The following is a 17,340-nucleotide window of genomic DNA, read 5'->3' on the forward strand; positions in this document are numbered from 1 at the left end:
GCAATCGCCCTTACTTTGTGGCTTTCTCGTTGGCTTGAATGGTCTCCCTGATGAGAGGTTTCAGATAGGTTTTCCGTGGCGATTCCCCCAATAAACTTATCAATCGCTCATGGAGTTCAGGATCATTGATGATAGCACCGAGCGTACCCTTACCATTATCTACTTTTTTCAAGATGCTGGCTAGATGCTGTAGACCTTCTGCAAGACTAGTTGTTTCACCTTTACCGCGAAGATCCTTTAATATCAAATGCACTTCGGCCAGCACTTTGTCTAGATTGTCGCTGGAACGCACAAGGTTTTCCATGAATAATGCGCTGCGATCATTGGAGTTCATATTTAATAAAAGCCGGTGTAGCTCATCAACCACATCCACCACGCCGGCGAGTTCGGCGCCCTTCTTGCTGATCAAATCAATGAAGTCAGGTTGGTCATCGGCGGTCAAATGGGCTCCATCCTTAAGCGGCGTGCCCCCGGGTTCCCCAGGGCGAATAAAGATAAATTTGTCGCCGAGGGCCCCTTGTGTTTTCACGGTTGCTATAGAGTTGGCAGTGATTCTTTCTTGGTATTTGGACATGAGGCTTAACTCGATATCGACGGCGTTTTGGTCTTCAGACAATCGCACATCTCGAACATTACCCACAGAAATTCCTGATAGAGAAACAATGCTGCCAGAAGCAATCCCTTGAGCCTGTTTGAGACGCACATAGAGTGTGTAGTGGCTGCCAAAAAGGATTTTATCTCCACCCAGCAATAAAATAGACACAGATAAGAGCACCACCCCTGCCAGTACGAAGGCTCCCACTTTCAAATCATTTTGTTGTGAAATCATTGTTCCTCCGCACTCTAGAAATCCTCTCCGGCTACAAATTTATGAAACAGCCCTTGGGGATCTTTTTGCATAATCTCCGCTTTACCCTGCGACTGAATGCGCCCATGCCTGAGCAAGCAAATATAATCGCACACAGCATAGGCTGTGGGTAAGTCGTGAGTGACCAAAATAGAAGTCACTCCTGTTTTTTTTAGTCGTAGAATAATTTCTTGCATTAAGCGGGTGTTGAATGGGTCTAAGCCTGCAGTGGGCTCGTCAAAAAGTACAATTTTTGGATTTGATACAATTGATCGAGCGATGCCCACCCGCTTTTGCATTCCCCCAGATAGCTCTGCAGGAAAAAGCTTCTCAGAGTCTTTCAAGCCAAAATCATCGAGTACATCAATGACCTTTTCTCTGACTTGCTCTTCAGTAAGGTTGGTGTGTTCGCGAAGGGGATAAGCCAGGTTATCGAAAACCGACATAGAGTCGAATAAGGCACCATTTTGAAAAACGTAAGCCGCCTTTTTTCGAACTTCAATGAGTTGTTTTTCTTCCCAGTGGGTGATGTCGTCTCCATCGACGATGATCTGCCCTGAGTCGGGTTTTTCTAGGCCAATAAGGCTGCGTAAAATCACGCTCTTGCCGGCACCAGAACCACCCAGTAAGGCCAGACAAGTGCCTTCATCGACCGAAAAGCTAACGCCCTGGTGAACCACTTTTTGACCAAAGGCTTTTTTAAAGTCCTTCACCTCGATTAAAGCCATGATTCCACCACGATCAACAGTTTTGTCAAAAAGAAGTCACCGATGACAATAAGGATACAAGAAACCACAACAGACTTTGTCGTCGCAATACCAACACCCTGAGTGCCGCCTTTGACGTTCATGCCGTAGTAGCAGGCAGGAATCGCAATAAAAATGGCAAAGGCAAAAGTTTTTACAAACCCCGATAAGTAATCGACTATTTTGATCGTATCGAAGATTTTGTTCAAATAAAAAGAAGGATCAAGTTGAAGGTCAAATACACCAACGGCTAAACCACCGGCAATGCCCACGGTATTAGCCATAATTGCTAAAATAGGAACTGTAATCAAGCAGGCAAGTACCCTGGGAATCACTATCTTTTTGATCGGAGAAGTTCCCAGAGCTCGAATAGCATCAATTTGTTCAGTGACTTTCATTGATCCCACTTCAGAAGTGATTCCTGCCCCCACCCGAGCGGCCATCATCAGGCTGGCAAAGGCGGGCCCGAGCTCTCGGACGATCGACATGGATACAATTTTAGGAACATAAAACTTACCGCCAAACTTTGCTAGGCCAACCCCAAACTGTAGGGCCATTACCATGCCCACGCTAAGAGCCACGATTATCACAAGGGGGAATGAGCGCACTCCAATTTGAAAGACTTGCTCTATGACGAGGTCTCCATAAAAGGGTCTAGTCAAAGTCTCTCGCCAAGCCTGTTGAGCCAAATTAAAATTTCCACCTAAAAATTTTAAAAGTCGACGAAGAGGGCTCATGGTACACTAAACCCTTTTAAGAACGACTCAAAGACCATATGATCTGCTGAGTAGGTGGCAGGTAAAGCCACATAGTTCAATATGTAGATGCAGTTATTTTTCTTAAACACAAGAATATCCATTTTTGAAGATACTCCATCGATGCTGCCCTCAACCGTAGATCGAAGGGCTCTCCTTCTGTTGAACGAGACAATATTGGCCGAGAGCACGTTTCTGTTTTCTATATCCCGTATGATATTGTCGTGAATTTGTTTTAGAGGAGGGTCAGAGGGGCTATGGCAATCGGAAAGGTACGAAATGGAATTGCCGTTTTTTAAGTTACGCCACAAGCCGTCTAGTTGATCGTGGTTCACCTTAGTAAAGTTGTCTGATGGATCAGAAAATTGCACAGACTCTGAGCGTTGCCGTTCGTTGTCGGCTATATTCACAGACACGCAAGACGCCAGCGCGATGATAGTTGGAACGTAGAATAAAAAACGAAACATGCTGCTTTTCATGGTGATAAATCTTAATCAGTTAGTTTTTTTGTTTTTCCTTATCTGAGGCATTAAATCCTCAGTAAGTTATCGGAAATTCAGGACATTACATGAAGGTTGCTTGAAAAACCAGATATTTGGACAGTCTAATTAAGAAGACCGTCAGGAGTTTGTCGGACGGGCCAAGAAACTATCACGACGGAAGTTTTGTCCTGGTAAAAATTTGCCGGTTATTTGGCCTCTGAGAATTGGCATCGTATGTGCTTAATAAAATGTAGGAGTCCAGACATGAGGTCTGGCTTGTAATGGTCAGGATGAGCGGAGCACAATGTTTAAAGGCACAGCCAAACTAAAGTTTAGTGCACAGAAACCCTTCAAATGGTTGACCGTTGCATTTATTGGAGGATTCACTTCCTTCGCTTTTGCTGTGTCTGGTGAAGTCACCAAAATTGGTGATACAACCCATATTGAGTTTTCAGGTCGGGCTCAATGGAACTACGAGCTGGAGCGCCCAGAAGAAAAACTATTCATTCTAAATATTGAACCCTTTGATGAGGCTACGGTGACTCGACTTTCATCCTGGAAAGGGGCGCACATATCAAGAATCAAAGTTAATAAAAATGGCAGCGATGGGCGTTATAAAGTCGAATTTCACGTTGCAGACAGCAGCGTAGAGACCTTCGATTACCTCACCGACGATCCTTCTCGAGTGATAGTAGATTTCTACCGCGACGAGGTGAAGGTGGCGCCGGCGCCTCCGGTTCAAGAAAAAAAGAAGACGGTCAAAAAGGCGTCAGGCGGCGAGCGCAAACCTGCCAGCGAATTGCTAATAGTGTCTGATGATTCCACGCCTTATTCCTCTCCTGAGACAAATCAGGTGGTGTCTGGTGAGTCTGGTCCCGAGCGCGGCATCTTTGATGGGTCAGATCCAGACTACGCACGATTTTTAATGAAAGACTACGAAATCAGCGAAGAGGCAATTATTGCTAGCAGGCAGAATATCTATATTCGTTTTCCCATGTTAAAAATGCCTCACAATCGCTTAAGTGATCTTCTTGAAAATCGACCCGACTATGTGATTCGCCCACAGGACTCTCAAGAAAATAAAGAAGCGCGGCTACTTTTGACTTTAAGTAAAAAGAAGCGGTTTTCCACATTTCTTAAAACTTATGAATACTTCACAACTAAATATCCTACTTCGACATACGATGAAATTGTTCGAAATCTGGCCGCCGAAGTTCACTATGATCTGTACCTAAGCACTAAAGATAAGTATCACTACACGGAGTTTCAAAAAATATCTCAATATTTGATGGAGAACTATGCCGGGTCGGATCTCAGTGAGCGGAATCATCTGTTGTTGGCGTATTCAGATCTTAAGGAGAAAAATTACACCGAGACCATACGACAACTTCTGAGTTATTTAGAACGCTACAAAGCCGGTGACGAATACGAGCCAGCTAACTTTGCCTTGTCTGAGAGTTATCTGGGGATGCAGCAATATGATAAGGCCCAAGAAGTTTTAGCAAACATAGAGGCAAACTCCAAGTTACCCAGCGCCGTAGCAGAAGCCAAGTTCAGACAGGGCGACATTCTCTTTTTTCAGAAAAAATACAAGTTGGCAGCCAATGTCTACAAAGAAGCCATGCAAAAATACCCCAAATTTCGAACAACTTATCCAAATGGTCTATACAATTTAGCCGAGTCAGAGTTTTGGATGGGCCGATATCAAGAAAGTCTCAGCACCTATGTCGAGTTCGTGAAAGATTTCCCCAATCACTATCACGGAGGGTATGCCCTTACGCGCATAGGTGAGCTTCTTGAAATACTGGGTGCCAGTACAGAAAAAATCATTGGGGCCCTTTTAGAGAGCCGATTTAGATATGGCGATCATCCAGGGTCGCAGGTGGCTCGAATCCGTCTGATTAGCCAACAAATGAAAGGGATGAAAGAAAAAGAATTAAGCAAATCTCTAACAGAAATAAAAGAGATTGCAAAGGGTTCGCCATTGCCACGGATGGAAGAGTTCACGACCCTCAAGATTGCCGATGGTCTGCATCGACGAAAAGAATTCGCAAGAGCCGTAAATTATTTGAAAGATTACTATCAAAAAAACCCCATGACCACCAGTCTTGATTTTTTCAGAAGGCGTATTGCCAATGAAATGTCTGACGTGGTGAAAATCAAAGTGGATAGCCAAGAATTTATAGGGGCCTTAGAGTACGTGAAGGCCAACTCTCATACCTGGTTACGTGGATCGGATCGGGTAGATATACCATTTTTTGTAGCCGAGTCCTTTGAACAGGCATCAGTCCTGGATGAGGCAGAGCGTGGATATAAGGAAGTTCTGGTCCGGCTTGAGAAGATGGCGGGCACTCAAGAAGAGAAAGAGCGTCGTGTACATGAACATTTGCCAAAGATGGCCGAAGTTAAATTGCGCCTGGCCAAAGTGTCTTTAGATCAAAGAAAATACAAAGAGTCTGACGAGTACCTAAAAAAGATCACTCAACACGAGGATCTCTCGGCCGACGACTATATCGAGATGATTCGAGTGTCGGCAAAAGTAAATGAGCGCCGGGGACTTTTGCGGTTGGCAAAACATGATCTTGAAAAACTTGTTGAAAACTGGAAAGGCCAGGCCAGTAAACTGGGGCCGGCTTATGTTGATTTGGCGGAGCTACACTATAAAGGCGGAGCATATAAAACGGCGGCAGACTATGTTGACCACGCGGCGGAAAGTCTGGCCCAAGTTCAAGAGCAGGATCCTGAGCTTGACCTAAGAATGCGGCGACTCAAGGGCGACATCCTCGTTCAGCAAGGGCAGGAGATGGCCGCCGTTGAGGCTTATTTAGGAGTCCTTGATTCCTATGAATCAAAGATGCCCTTGGGATCGCTGAGATTCAAAGTAGGCGATCTTCTCTATGCCCGTGGTGATGTAAAAGGGGCTGAGACCATATGGCAGGGGCTCGCTGATAATGACAGTCTGTATAAAACCTTAGCACAAGAAAAACTCACGCGGGCTAAATGGCAAGACGAGTACCAACGGTATGTAGATCGTATTCCAGCAGCGTCTTCAATAAATGCCAGGGAGAAGAGTCAATGAACCTAAAAGTACTACACACAGCAGACCCCACAGTTAGAAAAATTCTTGAAACGGCAGGCAACATTGCTTTAAGCCGAGCTGCGGTTTTAATCTCAGGAGAAAGTGGAACGGGAAAGGAGCTTCTGGCTCGGTACATCCACGCCAAAAGCACTCGAGCCACAAAGCCGTTTTACGCGATCAACTGTGCGGCTGTACCCGAAGGCCTTTTAGAAAGCGAACTTTTTGGATACGAAAAGGGTGCCTTCACGAGTGCCGATTCCCGAAAGATCGGAAAGTTTGAACAAGCCGATGGCAGCACTTTTCTTTTAGATGAAATCAGTGAAATGCCGTTGTTGCTGCAGGCGAAGTTATTGCGGGTTATACAAGAGGGTGAAATTGAACGTCTTGGTGGAACTACTCCAATTAAAGTGAATGTGCGGATTATCGCCACGACCAATCGAAATTTGGCGGAGATGGTGAAGTCCGGGAAGTTTAGAGAAGATTTGTATTATAGGCTAAACGTAATTCCAATAACGTTGCCAGCACTTCGGCAGCGACCGAGAGATATTGAAATGCTCTCGAAGCTATTTGCAGAAATATCTTGTGACGAAAACGGCCTGTTGTTGAAACAGCTTTCAGATGAGGCAAAAGCCAAGCTCGCAAGCTGGCGTTGGCCTGGAAATGTCAGAGAGTTGCAGAATGTGGTGGAGCGATCTGTGTTGCTGTCGTCGGGCGCGATTATATCGGCAGATGAAATTTTGATTGAAGGCTATGAGGCGATGCAAGAAAAGAATGTCCAACTTAAACCGGGGTTAACGGTTTCTGAGGCTGAACGTCTATTGATTATGAAAACTCTTGAGTTCACTGAACAAAACAGAACTAGAGCCGCCCATATGTTGGGTATAAGCATTCGTACATTAAGAAATAAACTCAATGAATATAAAAGGGTGGTAACGCCATGAGCCTTTTTGACAAAACCACAAATTCCCTTGGGGCGGCAACGAATATGCGCCTACTAAGGCAGAATGTAATCACAGGTAATATCGCTAATGCCGAAACTCCAGGATACAAAGCAAAAAAGTTGGATTTCGAAGCAGCCCTTTCTAGGGCCATTGACCAAGAGGGATTTGCGAAAATGAACACAGAGCATGCAGATCATTTTCCTGTGGGCCGAGGGGCCATTTCTCGTTTGAAAGCTGACGTTTATGATAATCCTGAGATCAATGTGACAAATGACGGAAACACTGTGGACCTTGAAACTGAAATGGCAAAGCTTTCAGAGAATACCATTTTGTATAAGGCGGCTATTCAACTAATGAACAAGAAGTTAGCGACAATGCGCTACGCCGCTACTGAAGGGACTAGATAATGGATTTTTCACGGGCTATGAGAGTTTCTAGCAGTGGTCTGACTTCGCAGCGGATGCGGATGAATACCATTTCTAGCAATATCGCCAACGTCAACACGACACGCACTCCAGAGGGCGGTCCATACAGACGAAAGGACGTGGTGTTTGAAGCCATTCCCGACGCTAAGGATTTTGGCGAAATATTAACGACGTCCCCCGATAAGAATGTTCAAAGAGTGCAAGTGACAGATGTCGTTGTAGACCGAAAAGCACCACTACTTAAGTATGAGCCCGACCATGTTGATGCCAATGAAGAGGGCTATGTGGCATATCCAAATATCAATTTGATGGAAGAAATGACTAATATGATTCAGGCCACTCGATCCTACGAGGCTAACGTCTCGGCCATGCAAGCAACAAAAGACATGGCAATGACTGCACTAGAGATTGGTCGTTAAGCTTTTGGTTTTGGGATGAATGTCTGATAGAATTTAACTAAGAGGATAACCATGGACGGTTTGACCATATCAACATCTGAGTCATTATTAAATACTGGTAAAACAGTATCTGAGATTAATGACCTCAAGTTAAGAAAAGAACTACAGTCTGGAACAGATGTTTCGGATTCGAAGTCTTTTGCCGACACATTAAAAGACGCTGTGCAATCCGTAAATGCTCTGCAAAAAGACGCTGACATAAAAATGCAACAGTTGGCCACAGGCGAGGCAAAGAACATCCCTGAAGTTATGGTTGCTGCTGAAAAGGCAGATATCGCATTTAAGTTAATGGTCCAAGTTCGAAATAAAATTATTGAAGCTTATCAAGAAGTTATGAAGATGCAGGTGTAATATGCAGGACTTATTGGGCAATTTAATTGGGCAATTCCGAGAGTATACAAAGGCACTTTCGCCGGTAAAGAGAAATTCCTTACTGGCCTCAGTGCTTGTCGGATCTGTCGGTATTTCAATTGTTGTGGCTATGGTATCGGGTACCCATTATAAGCCGCTATTCACCAATGTTGCCTCTGATCAGCTGCCACTAATTGTTGAGAAACTGCAAAAGAGAAATGTGCCGTTTGACCTCCAAGATGATGGAAAAACAATCACGGTTCCAGAAGAGCTTCTTCATGCCACGCAAATGGCGATCATGGCTGAATTGGGCAACACAAAAGTGGGCAACACAGGTCTTGAGATGTTCGCAAAACAAGACTTCGGTGTGACGTCATATGCCCAGCGTATCAACTATCAACGAGCCCTTCAGGGCGAGCTGATGCGATCGATCAATACATTGACTGCAATCAAGCAGTCAAAAGTGCTTTTGGCGATCCCCCCAAAGAAGACCTTTCTTGAGGAATCTGGTGAGCCCACAGCTTCGGTGGTGGTGGAGCTGAATGCAGGCAAAACACTGACTGAAGAACAGGTGAAAGGAATCACATATCTTGTGGCCGCCTCTGTCGAAAAGCTGGTTCCTGAAAAGGTCACCGTTGTAGACTCTCGCGGAAAAGTGTTGTCAAAGCAATACTCAGCAGAGGGCGTGGTTTCAGCCGAACTTCTTGATCTGAAGAAGAAAGTAGAGGCCGAGTTTGAAGAAAGCATTGAATCAATGCTTTCTCGCGTTGTGGGCACTGGTAAGGTAATTGCCAAGGTGAATGCCACATTAAACCCGCGCCATACTAGCAGTGTTGAAGAGCTTGTTGATGCTGACTCTTCAGCTGTAAGAAGCCAACAATCAGAAGAAGAGCTACTCGATGGCGCCCGTAATAACCCTGCCGGCATACCCGGTGCTCGAGCGAATTTGCCAGGTGCAGAAGACCAAGGGCAAGTGGGATTTCGCCAAAACGTGCGGCGCGAGATAAAAACACTAAATTACTCTGTGCCAAAAACAGTAAAAAGAATCAGAGAAGCCGCTGGAGACCTAGAAAGAGTAACGGTTGCGGTCTTGGTTGATGGCGTAATGACCAATGTTACAAATGAAAAAGGCGACCAGGTTCAGCAGTGGCAAGAGCGATCAGCGGCGGATTTAGTAAAATATGAAAATATCGTTAAAAACGCCATCGGATTTAATGCCTCTCGGGGTGATTCTGTAAAAATCGAAAATATTCAATTTGAAAAAGAGGATTTTAAAGAGGCCGAAGAGCTGTTGACAAACCTTGAGCGTCGGCAACTTTTGCGAAGTCTCTTAAAGTGGTCACTCCTCGGCTTTGCTTTGGCCATGTTTTTCTTTATCGTTGTAAGGCCGTTTATGAGATGGGTAACAGACTCGTTTCAAGACACAGTTGAGGATATGTTACCTCGAACAATAGAAGAGCTTGAAGATTTGCAATCAGTAGATAACACGTTGCCAGGAATGTCAGGGGCACTACCTGTACTGGAAGAAGCCATTGATCCGAACAAAGCTGAGAGTGAACTCCTGAAAGAGCGAATAGTGACTTTGATGGGTGAAGATGTTGAAAAATCGACGGCTGCAATGAACTTGTGGTTATCAAGGAGAGATCTGTAAATGGCTCGTTTAAAGAAAGTTGACAATATCGTCTTTGATAAGCTGCGTGGCCACGAAAAGGCGGCTATTTTGATTAATTACCTGGGCGCTGAAGCCGCCAAGACAATATTTAAAAATATCGACGACGGTGACATTCGTAAACTTTTGGGAACCATGGCTCGGTATCGCATTGTACCCATAGACATCACCAAAAAGGTGCTGGAAGAATTCTATGAAATGATCAGTGAATCCGAAGACTACATTTTTTCAGAAGGTCCGACTACAAAAGAGACCGTGGTAGAGGCCGTTGGAGAAGAAAGGGCCAGAGGGATTCTTGGACACATGACCACGGGTTCACCTGTTCAGCGTCAACTAGAGAGTCTTGAGCTTGTTGACTCAAAATCTCTATCTAACTTTTTGCTGAACGAGCACCCTCAGACGATCGCCGTTATTCTTGCCCATTTGGAGCCTGAGAAAAAGGGTGAGGTTCTCAAGCGGTTGCCGGATGCTCTGCAAGCCGAGGTGGTATTGCGTTTGTCTAACCTGGACCACGTGGCACCAGAGCTAATCTCTGAGGTGGATCGGGTTTTGAAAACTGAACTCTCTAATATTGGAACTGTGGAACAGGCTTCCATGGGCGGAGTTCAGCCCGTGGCTGAAATGCTCAACGTAATGGATAAAAACACAGAAACTTCAATTATGTCGCGGATTGAAGAAAAAGACCCAATCCTGGCTGAGGAAATCAGAAAACTCATGTTCGTATTTGAAGACATTGTCAAAATTGACGACAAAGGGATCCAGACTCTTCTTAAAGAAGTACCAAATGACAAACTTCTTTTGGCCCTTAAAACAGCTGACGATGAGATCAAGAACAAGATTTTCAAAAATATTTCTCAACGGGCAGCCAACTTGCTCAAAGACGATCTTTCAAATATGGGGCCCTCGCGGCTTTCAGATGTGGAATCGGCCCAAGTGGAGATTGTCAACATTGCACGACGTCTCGAATCAGAAGGAAAGATCCTCATAGCCAGAGGTGGCTCTGAGGACTCTCTTGTTTAATAAGATAGGATGGGTAGCTCATGGCTGGCAAAGAAAGGCATGTTAAACCGGTAATTTCTAGGGCGGAAGCTGAGAAAATAGTTTTTGATTATCACCCGAAGGAGTTTCCTATGGTGTTTTCAAAGCCGGCAAAAGAATTCGTTGATAAGCACTCCCACGTGGCCTCTGATTTTATCATCAGCGAACTGGTTTCAGAGCAGTCGGGCATTGCCGAGATGAACAGGCGTGGGATCGAGGCCCGCGTGGAAGAACAAGCCCTTGAACGCCTCAAAGAGGTGGAAGAAAAAGCCTACGAAGAGGCTCATAAAATAGGGCTGATCGAGGGAGAAGAGAAAGCCTTTGCCGAACATAATACTGAACTCCTTGAACGCATTCATCGGCTGGACGACCTCTTTCAAAGAGTGCAAGAACTAAAACGAGAATTGGTCGAAGTTAACGAAGTTCATATAATCAAGCTGATTTATCAAATAGCTAAACGAATAGCGCTTAAAGAGATTAAGGAAGATCCCGACGCTATCATACCTGTCATACGTAAAGTCGTAGATGAAGCACAAACTGATGAAACTGTAGTCATACATGTATCAGAAATTGATTTAGAGATAATTGAAAAAATCAGAAAAAGAAATCATGAGTCCACGGAATTTCTGAAGCGCATACGGCTGGAGCCTTCAGAGAGAGTATCACCCGGTGGGTGTTGGCTTGAGTCTAATTTTGGCACAATCGATGCGACCATTGAAAAACGTGTGGAAAAAGCATGGGAACTTATCACAGAAAAACTTCCCCATATAGCGAATCAAGATGTGCTAGGGCAAATGGAAGAAAACGGGGATGAGTCTAATTCGGATGATGGCGGAGAAAGTGACTCTGAGGGAGGTCGTTAATGAGCGAAGTCCTCCCTCTCGCGCGATACGAAAAGGCCTTTTCAGGCGTGAGCCTCACAACGGACATCGGCAAAATAACTCAAGTCACCGGGGTGTTGTTGCGCGGATATGTTCCCGGCGTGAGCGTTGGAAGTATTTGTTGTGTCACCGCAGGTGGAACCGGTCGGAGGTTTTTGGCTGAGGTTGTGGGCTTTCAGGATCGGCACGTTTTGATGATGCCGCTTGGAGAAATGCAAGGCGTGGGCCTTGGCTCGCGCGTGGAAGTTTTGCGTGGACGTGCGGTGGTGCATGTAGGGCCTGGATTGCTCGGTCGAGTGATCAACGGACTGGGTGATCCCATTGATGGTAAGGGCGAGGTGCAGGCTTATGAAGAAGCACCTCTTTACAGCGAGAACACAAATCCATTGACCCGCCCTCCTATTACTGAACCGTTGAGCCTAGGAGTGAGAGCCATAGATGGCTTGCTCACAGTTGGCAAGGGTCAACGTGTAGGAATTATGGCAGGTTCTGGAGTCGGTAAGTCGATGTTATTAGGTATGATGGCCCGTAACACTTCAGCTGATGTAAACGTCATCGCCCTAATCGGCGAGCGGGGCCGTGAAGTTCGGGAGTTTATTGAACACAACTTGGGCGAAGAGGGCCTCAGTCGTTCTATTGTGATTGTGGCTACTTCTGATCAAAGTCCTCTATTGAGAATGCGGGGTGCCTTTCTTGCCACAGCCATTGCTGAATATTTTTGCAGTTTAGGAAAAGAAGTATTGCTAATGATGGATTCGGTCACCCGATTCGCCATGGCTCAGCGAGAAATTGGATTGAGCACGGGAGAACCGCCAGCTTCAAAAGGCTACACGCCATCAGTGTTTTCTTTGTTGCCGAAACTTCTAGAGAGGGCCGGCACATTTGAGGGGCAAGGCAGTATTACTGGTCTGTACTCAGTGCTGGTTGAAGGCGACGATATGGACGAGCCCATTGCCGATTCTGTCCGTTCCATTGTAGATGGCCACATCGTCCTGAGTCGGTCATTGGCCCAACGGGGACACTTCCCGGCCATAGATGTGTTACAAAGTGCCAGCCGGGTTATGCGGCATGTGACAAGCCCTGAGCATCAAGAGTGCGCCATAGCGGTACGAGATAATTTGGCCACCTACAAAGATGCCGAAGATTTGATTAATATCGGTGCCTATAAAACGGGCGCAAATCCTAAGATTGATCGGTCCATTTCCCTGCACGAGCCTATTGAGCTTTTTATGCGACAGTCAGTAAATCAATCTGTCAGTTATGAAGAAAGTCTGCGATCCCTTCAAAATCTCATTCATGGAGGGTACGGTTGATGGCTTTTCACTTTCCACTTGAAACACTGCTTAAGCACAGAAAACGTCAGATGGAAATGGCTCAAAGAGAGTTTGAGATCGCCCAGCACCAATTGAATCAATGTCTGCAAGAGATCGACAACATTCACCGGCAGATTCTGGAGAGTAGACAGTTGATTGCCTATGCGGAGTCACAAAAAACCACTGATACGCGTTCGGTAGACCAACTTTTTGAGTTCATCGAAGGGTCTAAGATCCGAATGAAGATAAAGCAAAATGAGGCGAGAAACCTGATGGAGGTCGCTGACAACAAGCGGCGGGTATTTCAAGAAAAAGCCACGGACCACAAAAGTCTTGAGAGACTGAAAGACCGCCGGAAAAGCGAGTACAAGGTCCAGGTGAAGAAAAAAGAGAATCAAACAATGGATGATATGAACGTCATGCGCGGAAAACGAGGGGTGTCTGTATGAGCCAGGGATACGATAACTTTTTTGCAGCGGCTAAGAAGGCCAAAAGCAATCAATATCAAACAAAGGCTCGGCCCCATGTTCAAAAAAACCTACGAAAAAGCGCTTTGAAAAAATCAGATCCAAGTAAGCCGACGTCGGCCGAGTTGGCCTTGAGGGCGGCCTTGAACTTGAAATCAAAACGAAGAAAACCGCGAGTCCCCGTGGTGGCTGTGGCCACCAGTATTGTGGGGCTTATGGTTTCACTTTTAGCTTTTGTTTTTGTTGATGATTTAGAGGAATTTATTTCAAGAGTAGAAGTGAATTGGTTCACAAGTGCCGGTGCAGCCCAAGACCAGGGTCAGAAGGAAAAATCATCCCCGGCAAAGGACAAGAAACAGGAAAATATCGCCAAGTCTGAAAATTCTGAAAAAGAAAAACCCGCGGACCAGGTCCAGGATAAAAATGGCGTAGACTTCAATTATTTAAGCAAGTTAGCGGATCGAAAGAAACAATTGGACCAGCGAGAACAAGAGTTGGCCGAGTTGGAAGAGGAATTGCATAAACAAAGAGAAGAGATAGAAGGACGTATTCAGTATCTCCAAGATGTGCGCAGAGAAATTGCTGGGATCTTGAAAGAGCGAGTAGATATTGACGAGCAAAAAATAAATAAGCTTGTGGATGTTTACTCGAATATGAAGCCGCAACAGGCGGCAGGGATCTTAAGTGACTTAAACGATGAACTAGCTGTGCAGATTTTGGGACGAATGAAGAAAAAGAACGCGGCAGAAATCTTGAATTTATTGAAGCCTGAAAAGGCCAAGATGCTGTCCGAACGGTACGCAGGATATAAAGGTCGGCAGTAAGCTGACAGGGAGAAATGAAATTGGTTGAGATGGCAAACCCCATCCAGCAATTATTGCCTCTAAACAGTCGAGACACCAAAAGTGTTGGTCGACGAGAGGACTCCAAGCGCGATAGTCAAGCTCAAGACAAAAAGAGCTTTGCTGGCGCCATATCTGGTGGCATTAGCCATTCGCCAAAAGCTTCACCCAAAATTGAAAAAGACGATAGCCGCACTGAGGGCACAAAATCGGTTGAATTTTCAAAAGAGAATAAAGAGTCTAAAAAAGGCAATGAACAGCGCCGTCCCATGGTTGAGTTTTTAATGCAAATGGACGAAAAGTTCGGAGTGTCTCCCACTGAGCTTGTTACGGCCTTTTCAAATTTAAGCGACGAAGCTTTGCAAAGTGCGCCAGAGGATTCAATCAATGACTTGGTAAAGGAATTAAGCCTCAATTCTAATCAAGAAGTTGAAGTTAAAGAACTGTTCACTCAAATGTTAGCTGAGCAAAGGCAACAGTCAGGGGCTTCAAAAGGCGAAGGTGTTTCATCCGAGAGGTCATTGGCGGCAGGGGCTTTCGTCGAGGGCGATGGGTCAATTCTCTCCGAAAAAGAAGTTTCAGATATTAAGCTGCAATCCTCCATCGATCGAATGACTAGAGATTTCTTTTTATCTGATAAAAAACCTCAGTTCGAAAATGGCGATTTTCTGAAGCCCTCTGCACTAAATGCGTATTCGCAACAGATGAAAGCCATGGGGCGTGAAAATTTATCAGAAATGGCGACTAATCCGTGGACTGCAGATGCCAATCAGCAACCAGAGGTTTCTGATGCCAACTTAGAGGCACCGATGACGTCAGTATTGGGTGGGATTGCCGCTTCAAAAATGACAAAGGCCGACTCGCTTGGACAGGTTCAACCCCAGGTGCAGAACTCAAATCAACCAGCTACATCTGATATTATGGCTTCGGCAGGAAACGAAACGACCTTTGGCGATTCTCTAGAGGATTTTGATGAGGAATCTCTGTCATCAGAGCAAGATAGTCTTGCGCCATTTATGGCAAAAAATTCTGAGGGAGTACAAAACGCTGGAAAGGTTGCGGCACCCTTTGCGATCAACATGAATGAGCCAGGCGACCCCGAAGCTCCGATGAATGTGAAGCAAGTGATTGACCAAGCTGAGTATATGGCCAAAAAAGGCGGCGGCGAAATGAAGGTAAAGCTCAGCCCCGAGGGCTTGGGCGACTTAAACCTTAAGGTCAATATGAGTGAAGGTCGCATCAATGTGGAGATGCTCACATCAAGTAACGATGCAAAAAAATTGATTGAAAAAGGTCTTGGAGATTTAAAGTCAACTTTAGCCGCCCACAAAATTCAGGTGGACCAAATCAAAGTTGATGTTTCTAATAACATGACCAACGATCTGGATATGAACCAAGAACAGCAAGAGCAACGGGCCCATCAAGAACGATTCCTTGATGATTTTCAACGGCAAAATCGTGCCTTTCGCCATGGGTTCTATGACGTACCAGGTGGCTCTCGACGAATCACATCGCAAACCAATGACGATGCCGACAACTCCTATCTTATTGAGCAAGCCCGGAAGCAACGAGCGAATAGCCGCAGATTAGATTTGGTGGCGTAAGATGATTAGTATAAAAGGCGGCACTAAAGTATTTTCAGATTCCAAAACCACCTCGTTCGGGGGCGGTGCCGATGAAAAACAGGCCCTCACCGATGCAGAACGCCAAAAGTATTATGGTGGCAAAGACATTGGTGAAATTCTCAATAAGGTATCTGATCCCAACTGGGTTGATCCTGCCAAGCAAAGAAAAGTGGGCGGATCAGAGATGGATAAGGATGCTTTTTTGAAACTTTTTTTGGCACAAATGAAAAACCAGGACCCCACAAACCCTCTGCAAAACCACGAGTTGGCTTCACATTTGGCTCAATTTACGACCCTTGAAAAATTGAACAATATCAATACGGGCATTGATCAGATGGTTCAACAGAGCAATCCTGATAAGAGTTTTGAAACATTAAGCTTAATTGGCAAAGGTGTGGCCGGGGATTCCAGTAAGATATTGCGTTCAGATGAAACATCTGAGCACGCAGTGCAGTTCTCTTTGCCGGGCAAAGCATTGACGGCTACCGTAGAAATTAAAGACGCCAATCAAAACACCATTCGAACAATAGAGTTAAACAGTCTTGAGCCAGGAACTAACTCATTCACTTGGAAGGGCGACAGGGATGATGGATCTACGGCAACTCCCGGCGAATATCGGGCCGATATCATTGCGAAAGATCCAAGTGGCCGAAAGTTGGCTGTAGCCACAGGATTTAAGGGGATTGTTACGGGAGTGAATTTTTCTGCAGGTGGACCAGTGCTCATGATGGGGAATCAGACCATCAAATTGTCTGATGTAAAATCAATTTTTGAACCAAAAGCTACGGCATTGGCAGAGATTAACCAAGCCGCGGCAGTAGCAAAAGCGCCGGCAGAGGGTGATGTGAAAGGAGCTACAAACAGTGAAGCTCCTCAAGATGGAAATTTGGGCAGCCTCGGAATGGATCGAGGCATGATTAATAAGCTAAAAAAACAAACTGGCAATAACATGGGGATCAACTAATGGCGGTGAATAATATCAACACAGCTGTTGGCAACATTGGTTCGCGGCCGTTTGACAAAGCGGCGTCGGTTAGGCCATCGACCAATGAGGGGCCAAGTTTTGCTGAGGCTTTAAAACAAAATGCATCAGTGGATACGAAAAGTACCAACGGCGAAAAACCAGCCTCCACTTTAAAATTTTCTAACCACGCGGTAGAGCGTATGCGTACCCGCGGCGTTGGATTCTCTCAAGATATGATGGCAAAACTCGAAGGGGCCGTTGAAAAGGCCGCTGAAAAAGGCGCAAAAGAAACGCTGGTGTTGACAGATAATTCGGCCTTAATTGTGAGTGTGCCCAATCGAACAGTGGTCACGGTGATGGATAAAGAAGCACTTCGAGAAAGGGTTTTTACGAACGTAGACAGTACAGTAATGATTTAGATTGTTAATAGGAAGTTAAACAATTTTAGGGCTGGTCC

At 45.4% G+C, this 17,340-nt stretch carries 18 protein-coding genes; 14 read left to right on the top strand and 4 right to left on the bottom strand.

Translation table 11 applies throughout. The features are described 5' to 3' along the window. Positions 1 to 10: 10 nt before the first annotated feature. Genes H6626_13960 through H6626_13975 form a run of 4 tightly spaced genes read right to left on the bottom strand, consistent with a single transcriptional unit; the run spans position 11 to position 2,815 of the window. On the bottom strand, positions 11 to 829 hold the full coding sequence (locus tag H6626_13960) for an MCE family protein (GenBank protein ID USN47275.1): 819 nt from the start codon (positions 827 to 829) through the stop codon (positions 11 to 13). 14 nt (positions 830 to 843) lie between these two features. Next, a complete protein-coding gene (locus tag H6626_13965) occupies positions 844 to 1,575 on the bottom strand; it encodes an ATP-binding cassette domain-containing protein (GenBank protein ID USN47276.1) in 732 nt (243 codons plus the stop codon). Then, positions 1,566 to 2,330: an ABC transporter permease gene (locus H6626_13970; GenBank protein ID USN47277.1), complete on the bottom strand. Its 765-nt coding sequence runs from the start codon at positions 2,328 to 2,330 to the stop codon at positions 1,566 to 1,568. Before H6626_13970 ends, H6626_13965 begins: the two co-directional genes overlap by 10 nt. Beyond that, positions 2,327 to 2,815 carry a hypothetical protein gene (locus H6626_13975; protein USN47278.1) on the bottom strand — a complete coding sequence of 163 codons (489 nt, stop codon included), beginning with the start codon at positions 2,813 to 2,815 and terminating at the stop codon, positions 2,327 to 2,329. Before H6626_13975 ends, H6626_13970 begins: the two co-directional genes overlap by 4 nt. Positions 2,816 to 3,134: 319 nt before the next feature. Between H6626_13975 and H6626_13980 the strand changes: the two genes are divergently transcribed. The 14 genes from H6626_13980 to H6626_14045 are packed head-to-tail and all read left to right on the top strand — an operon-like array spanning position 3,135 to position 17,302. Further along, a complete protein-coding gene (locus H6626_13980; GenBank protein ID USN47279.1) occupies positions 3,135 to 5,909 on the top strand; it encodes a tetratricopeptide repeat protein in 2,775 nt (924 codons plus the stop codon). Continuing rightward, complete coding sequence (locus H6626_13985) at positions 5,906 to 6,850, top strand: sigma-54-dependent Fis family transcriptional regulator (GenBank protein USN47280.1); 945 nt, start codon at positions 5,906 to 5,908, stop codon at positions 6,848 to 6,850. Before H6626_13980 ends, H6626_13985 begins: the two co-directional genes overlap by 4 nt. After that, positions 6,847 to 7,257: a flagellar basal body rod protein FlgB gene (flgB, locus tag H6626_13990; GenBank protein ID USN47281.1), complete on the top strand. Its 411-nt coding sequence runs from the start codon at positions 6,847 to 6,849 to the stop codon at positions 7,255 to 7,257. The genes H6626_13985 and flgB overlap by 4 nt, the downstream gene beginning before the upstream one ends. Continuing rightward, positions 7,257 to 7,694, top strand: a complete 438-nt coding sequence (gene flgC, locus H6626_13995; protein ID USN47282.1) for a flagellar basal body rod protein FlgC — start codon at positions 7,257 to 7,259, stop codon at positions 7,692 to 7,694. The genes flgB and flgC overlap by 1 nt, the downstream gene beginning before the upstream one ends. A gap of 51 nt (positions 7,695 to 7,745) precedes the next feature. Further along, positions 7,746 to 8,084, top strand: a complete 339-nt coding sequence (gene fliE, locus H6626_14000; protein ID USN47283.1) for a flagellar hook-basal body complex protein FliE — start codon at positions 7,746 to 7,748, stop codon at positions 8,082 to 8,084. A gap of 1 nt (position 8,085) precedes the next feature. Further along, positions 8,086 to 9,735 (top strand): flagellar M-ring protein FliF, encoded by a 1,650-nt coding sequence (fliF, locus tag H6626_14005; protein ID USN47284.1) that lies wholly within the window; start codon positions 8,086 to 8,088, stop codon positions 9,733 to 9,735. Then, positions 9,736 to 10,773 carry a flagellar motor switch protein FliG gene (gene fliG, locus H6626_14010; GenBank protein ID USN47285.1) on the top strand — a complete coding sequence of 346 codons (1,038 nt, stop codon included), beginning with the start codon at positions 9,736 to 9,738 and terminating at the stop codon, positions 10,771 to 10,773. A gap of 20 nt (positions 10,774 to 10,793) precedes the next feature. After that, on the top strand, positions 10,794 to 11,654 hold the full coding sequence (locus tag H6626_14015) for a hypothetical protein (GenBank protein USN47286.1): 861 nt from the start codon (positions 10,794 to 10,796) through the stop codon (positions 11,652 to 11,654). Continuing rightward, complete coding sequence (locus tag H6626_14020; GenBank protein ID USN47287.1) at positions 11,654 to 12,985, top strand: FliI/YscN family ATPase; 1,332 nt, start codon at positions 11,654 to 11,656, stop codon at positions 12,983 to 12,985. Before H6626_14015 ends, H6626_14020 begins: the two co-directional genes overlap by 1 nt. After that, the gene (fliJ, locus tag H6626_14025) at positions 12,985 to 13,434 is read left to right on the top strand and encodes a flagellar export protein FliJ (protein USN47288.1); all 450 of its coding nucleotides are present in this window, start codon (positions 12,985 to 12,987) and stop codon (positions 13,432 to 13,434) included. Before H6626_14020 ends, fliJ begins: the two co-directional genes overlap by 1 nt. Next, positions 13,431 to 14,276, top strand: coding sequence for a hypothetical protein (locus H6626_14030; protein USN47289.1), 846 nt, complete (start codon positions 13,431 to 13,433; stop codon positions 14,274 to 14,276). The genes fliJ and H6626_14030 overlap by 4 nt, the downstream gene beginning before the upstream one ends. Positions 14,277 to 14,290: 14 nt before the next feature. Further along, positions 14,291 to 15,898, top strand: a complete 1,608-nt coding sequence (locus tag H6626_14035) for a flagellar hook-length control protein FliK (GenBank protein USN47290.1) — start codon at positions 14,291 to 14,293, stop codon at positions 15,896 to 15,898. Position 15,899: 1 nt separating this feature from the next. Next, on the top strand, positions 15,900 to 16,883 hold the full coding sequence (locus tag H6626_14040) for a flagellar hook assembly protein FlgD (protein ID USN47291.1): 984 nt from the start codon (positions 15,900 to 15,902) through the stop codon (positions 16,881 to 16,883). Next, positions 16,883 to 17,302: a hypothetical protein gene (locus H6626_14045; GenBank protein USN47292.1), complete on the top strand. Its 420-nt coding sequence runs from the start codon at positions 16,883 to 16,885 to the stop codon at positions 17,300 to 17,302. The genes H6626_14040 and H6626_14045 overlap by 1 nt, the downstream gene beginning before the upstream one ends. The last annotated feature ends 38 nt before the right edge of the window (positions 17,303 to 17,340 follow it).

This window comes from Pseudobdellovibrionaceae bacterium, assembly GCA_023898385.1.
Classification (GTDB): domain Bacteria; phylum Bdellovibrionota; class Bdellovibrionia; order Bdellovibrionales; family UBA1609.

Coding starts and splice junctions, on each gene's coding strand:
- H6626_13960 (USN47275.1), bottom strand. CDS start 829: ATGATTTCACAACAAAATGATTTGAAAGTGGGAGCCTTCGTACTGGCA.
- H6626_13965 (USN47276.1), bottom strand. CDS start 1,575: ATGGCTTTAATCGAGGTGAAGGACTTTAAAAAAGCCTTTGGTCAAAAA.
- H6626_13970 (USN47277.1), bottom strand. CDS start 2,330: ATGAGCCCTCTTCGTCGACTTTTAAAATTTTTAGGTGGAAATTTTAAT.
- H6626_13975 (USN47278.1), bottom strand. CDS start 2,815: ATGTTTCGTTTTTTATTCTACGTTCCAACTATCATCGCGCTGGCGTCT.
- H6626_13980 (USN47279.1), top strand. CDS start 3,135: ATGTTTAAAGGCACAGCCAAACTAAAGTTTAGTGCACAGAAACCCTTC.
- H6626_13985 (USN47280.1), top strand. CDS start 5,906: ATGAACCTAAAAGTACTACACACAGCAGACCCCACAGTTAGAAAAATT.
- flgB (USN47281.1), top strand. CDS start 6,847: ATGAGCCTTTTTGACAAAACCACAAATTCCCTTGGGGCGGCAACGAAT.
- flgC (USN47282.1), top strand. CDS start 7,257: ATGGATTTTTCACGGGCTATGAGAGTTTCTAGCAGTGGTCTGACTTCG.
- fliE (USN47283.1), top strand. CDS start 7,746: ATGGACGGTTTGACCATATCAACATCTGAGTCATTATTAAATACTGGT.
- fliF (USN47284.1), top strand. CDS start 8,086: ATGCAGGACTTATTGGGCAATTTAATTGGGCAATTCCGAGAGTATACA.
- fliG (USN47285.1), top strand. CDS start 9,736: ATGGCTCGTTTAAAGAAAGTTGACAATATCGTCTTTGATAAGCTGCGT.
- H6626_14015 (USN47286.1), top strand. CDS start 10,794: ATGGCTGGCAAAGAAAGGCATGTTAAACCGGTAATTTCTAGGGCGGAA.
- H6626_14020 (USN47287.1), top strand. CDS start 11,654: ATGAGCGAAGTCCTCCCTCTCGCGCGATACGAAAAGGCCTTTTCAGGC.
- fliJ (USN47288.1), top strand. CDS start 12,985: ATGGCTTTTCACTTTCCACTTGAAACACTGCTTAAGCACAGAAAACGT.
- H6626_14030 (USN47289.1), top strand. CDS start 13,431: ATGAGCCAGGGATACGATAACTTTTTTGCAGCGGCTAAGAAGGCCAAA.
- H6626_14035 (USN47290.1), top strand. CDS start 14,291: ATGAAATTGGTTGAGATGGCAAACCCCATCCAGCAATTATTGCCTCTA.
- H6626_14040 (USN47291.1), top strand. CDS start 15,900: ATGATTAGTATAAAAGGCGGCACTAAAGTATTTTCAGATTCCAAAACC.
- H6626_14045 (USN47292.1), top strand. CDS start 16,883: ATGGCGGTGAATAATATCAACACAGCTGTTGGCAACATTGGTTCGCGG.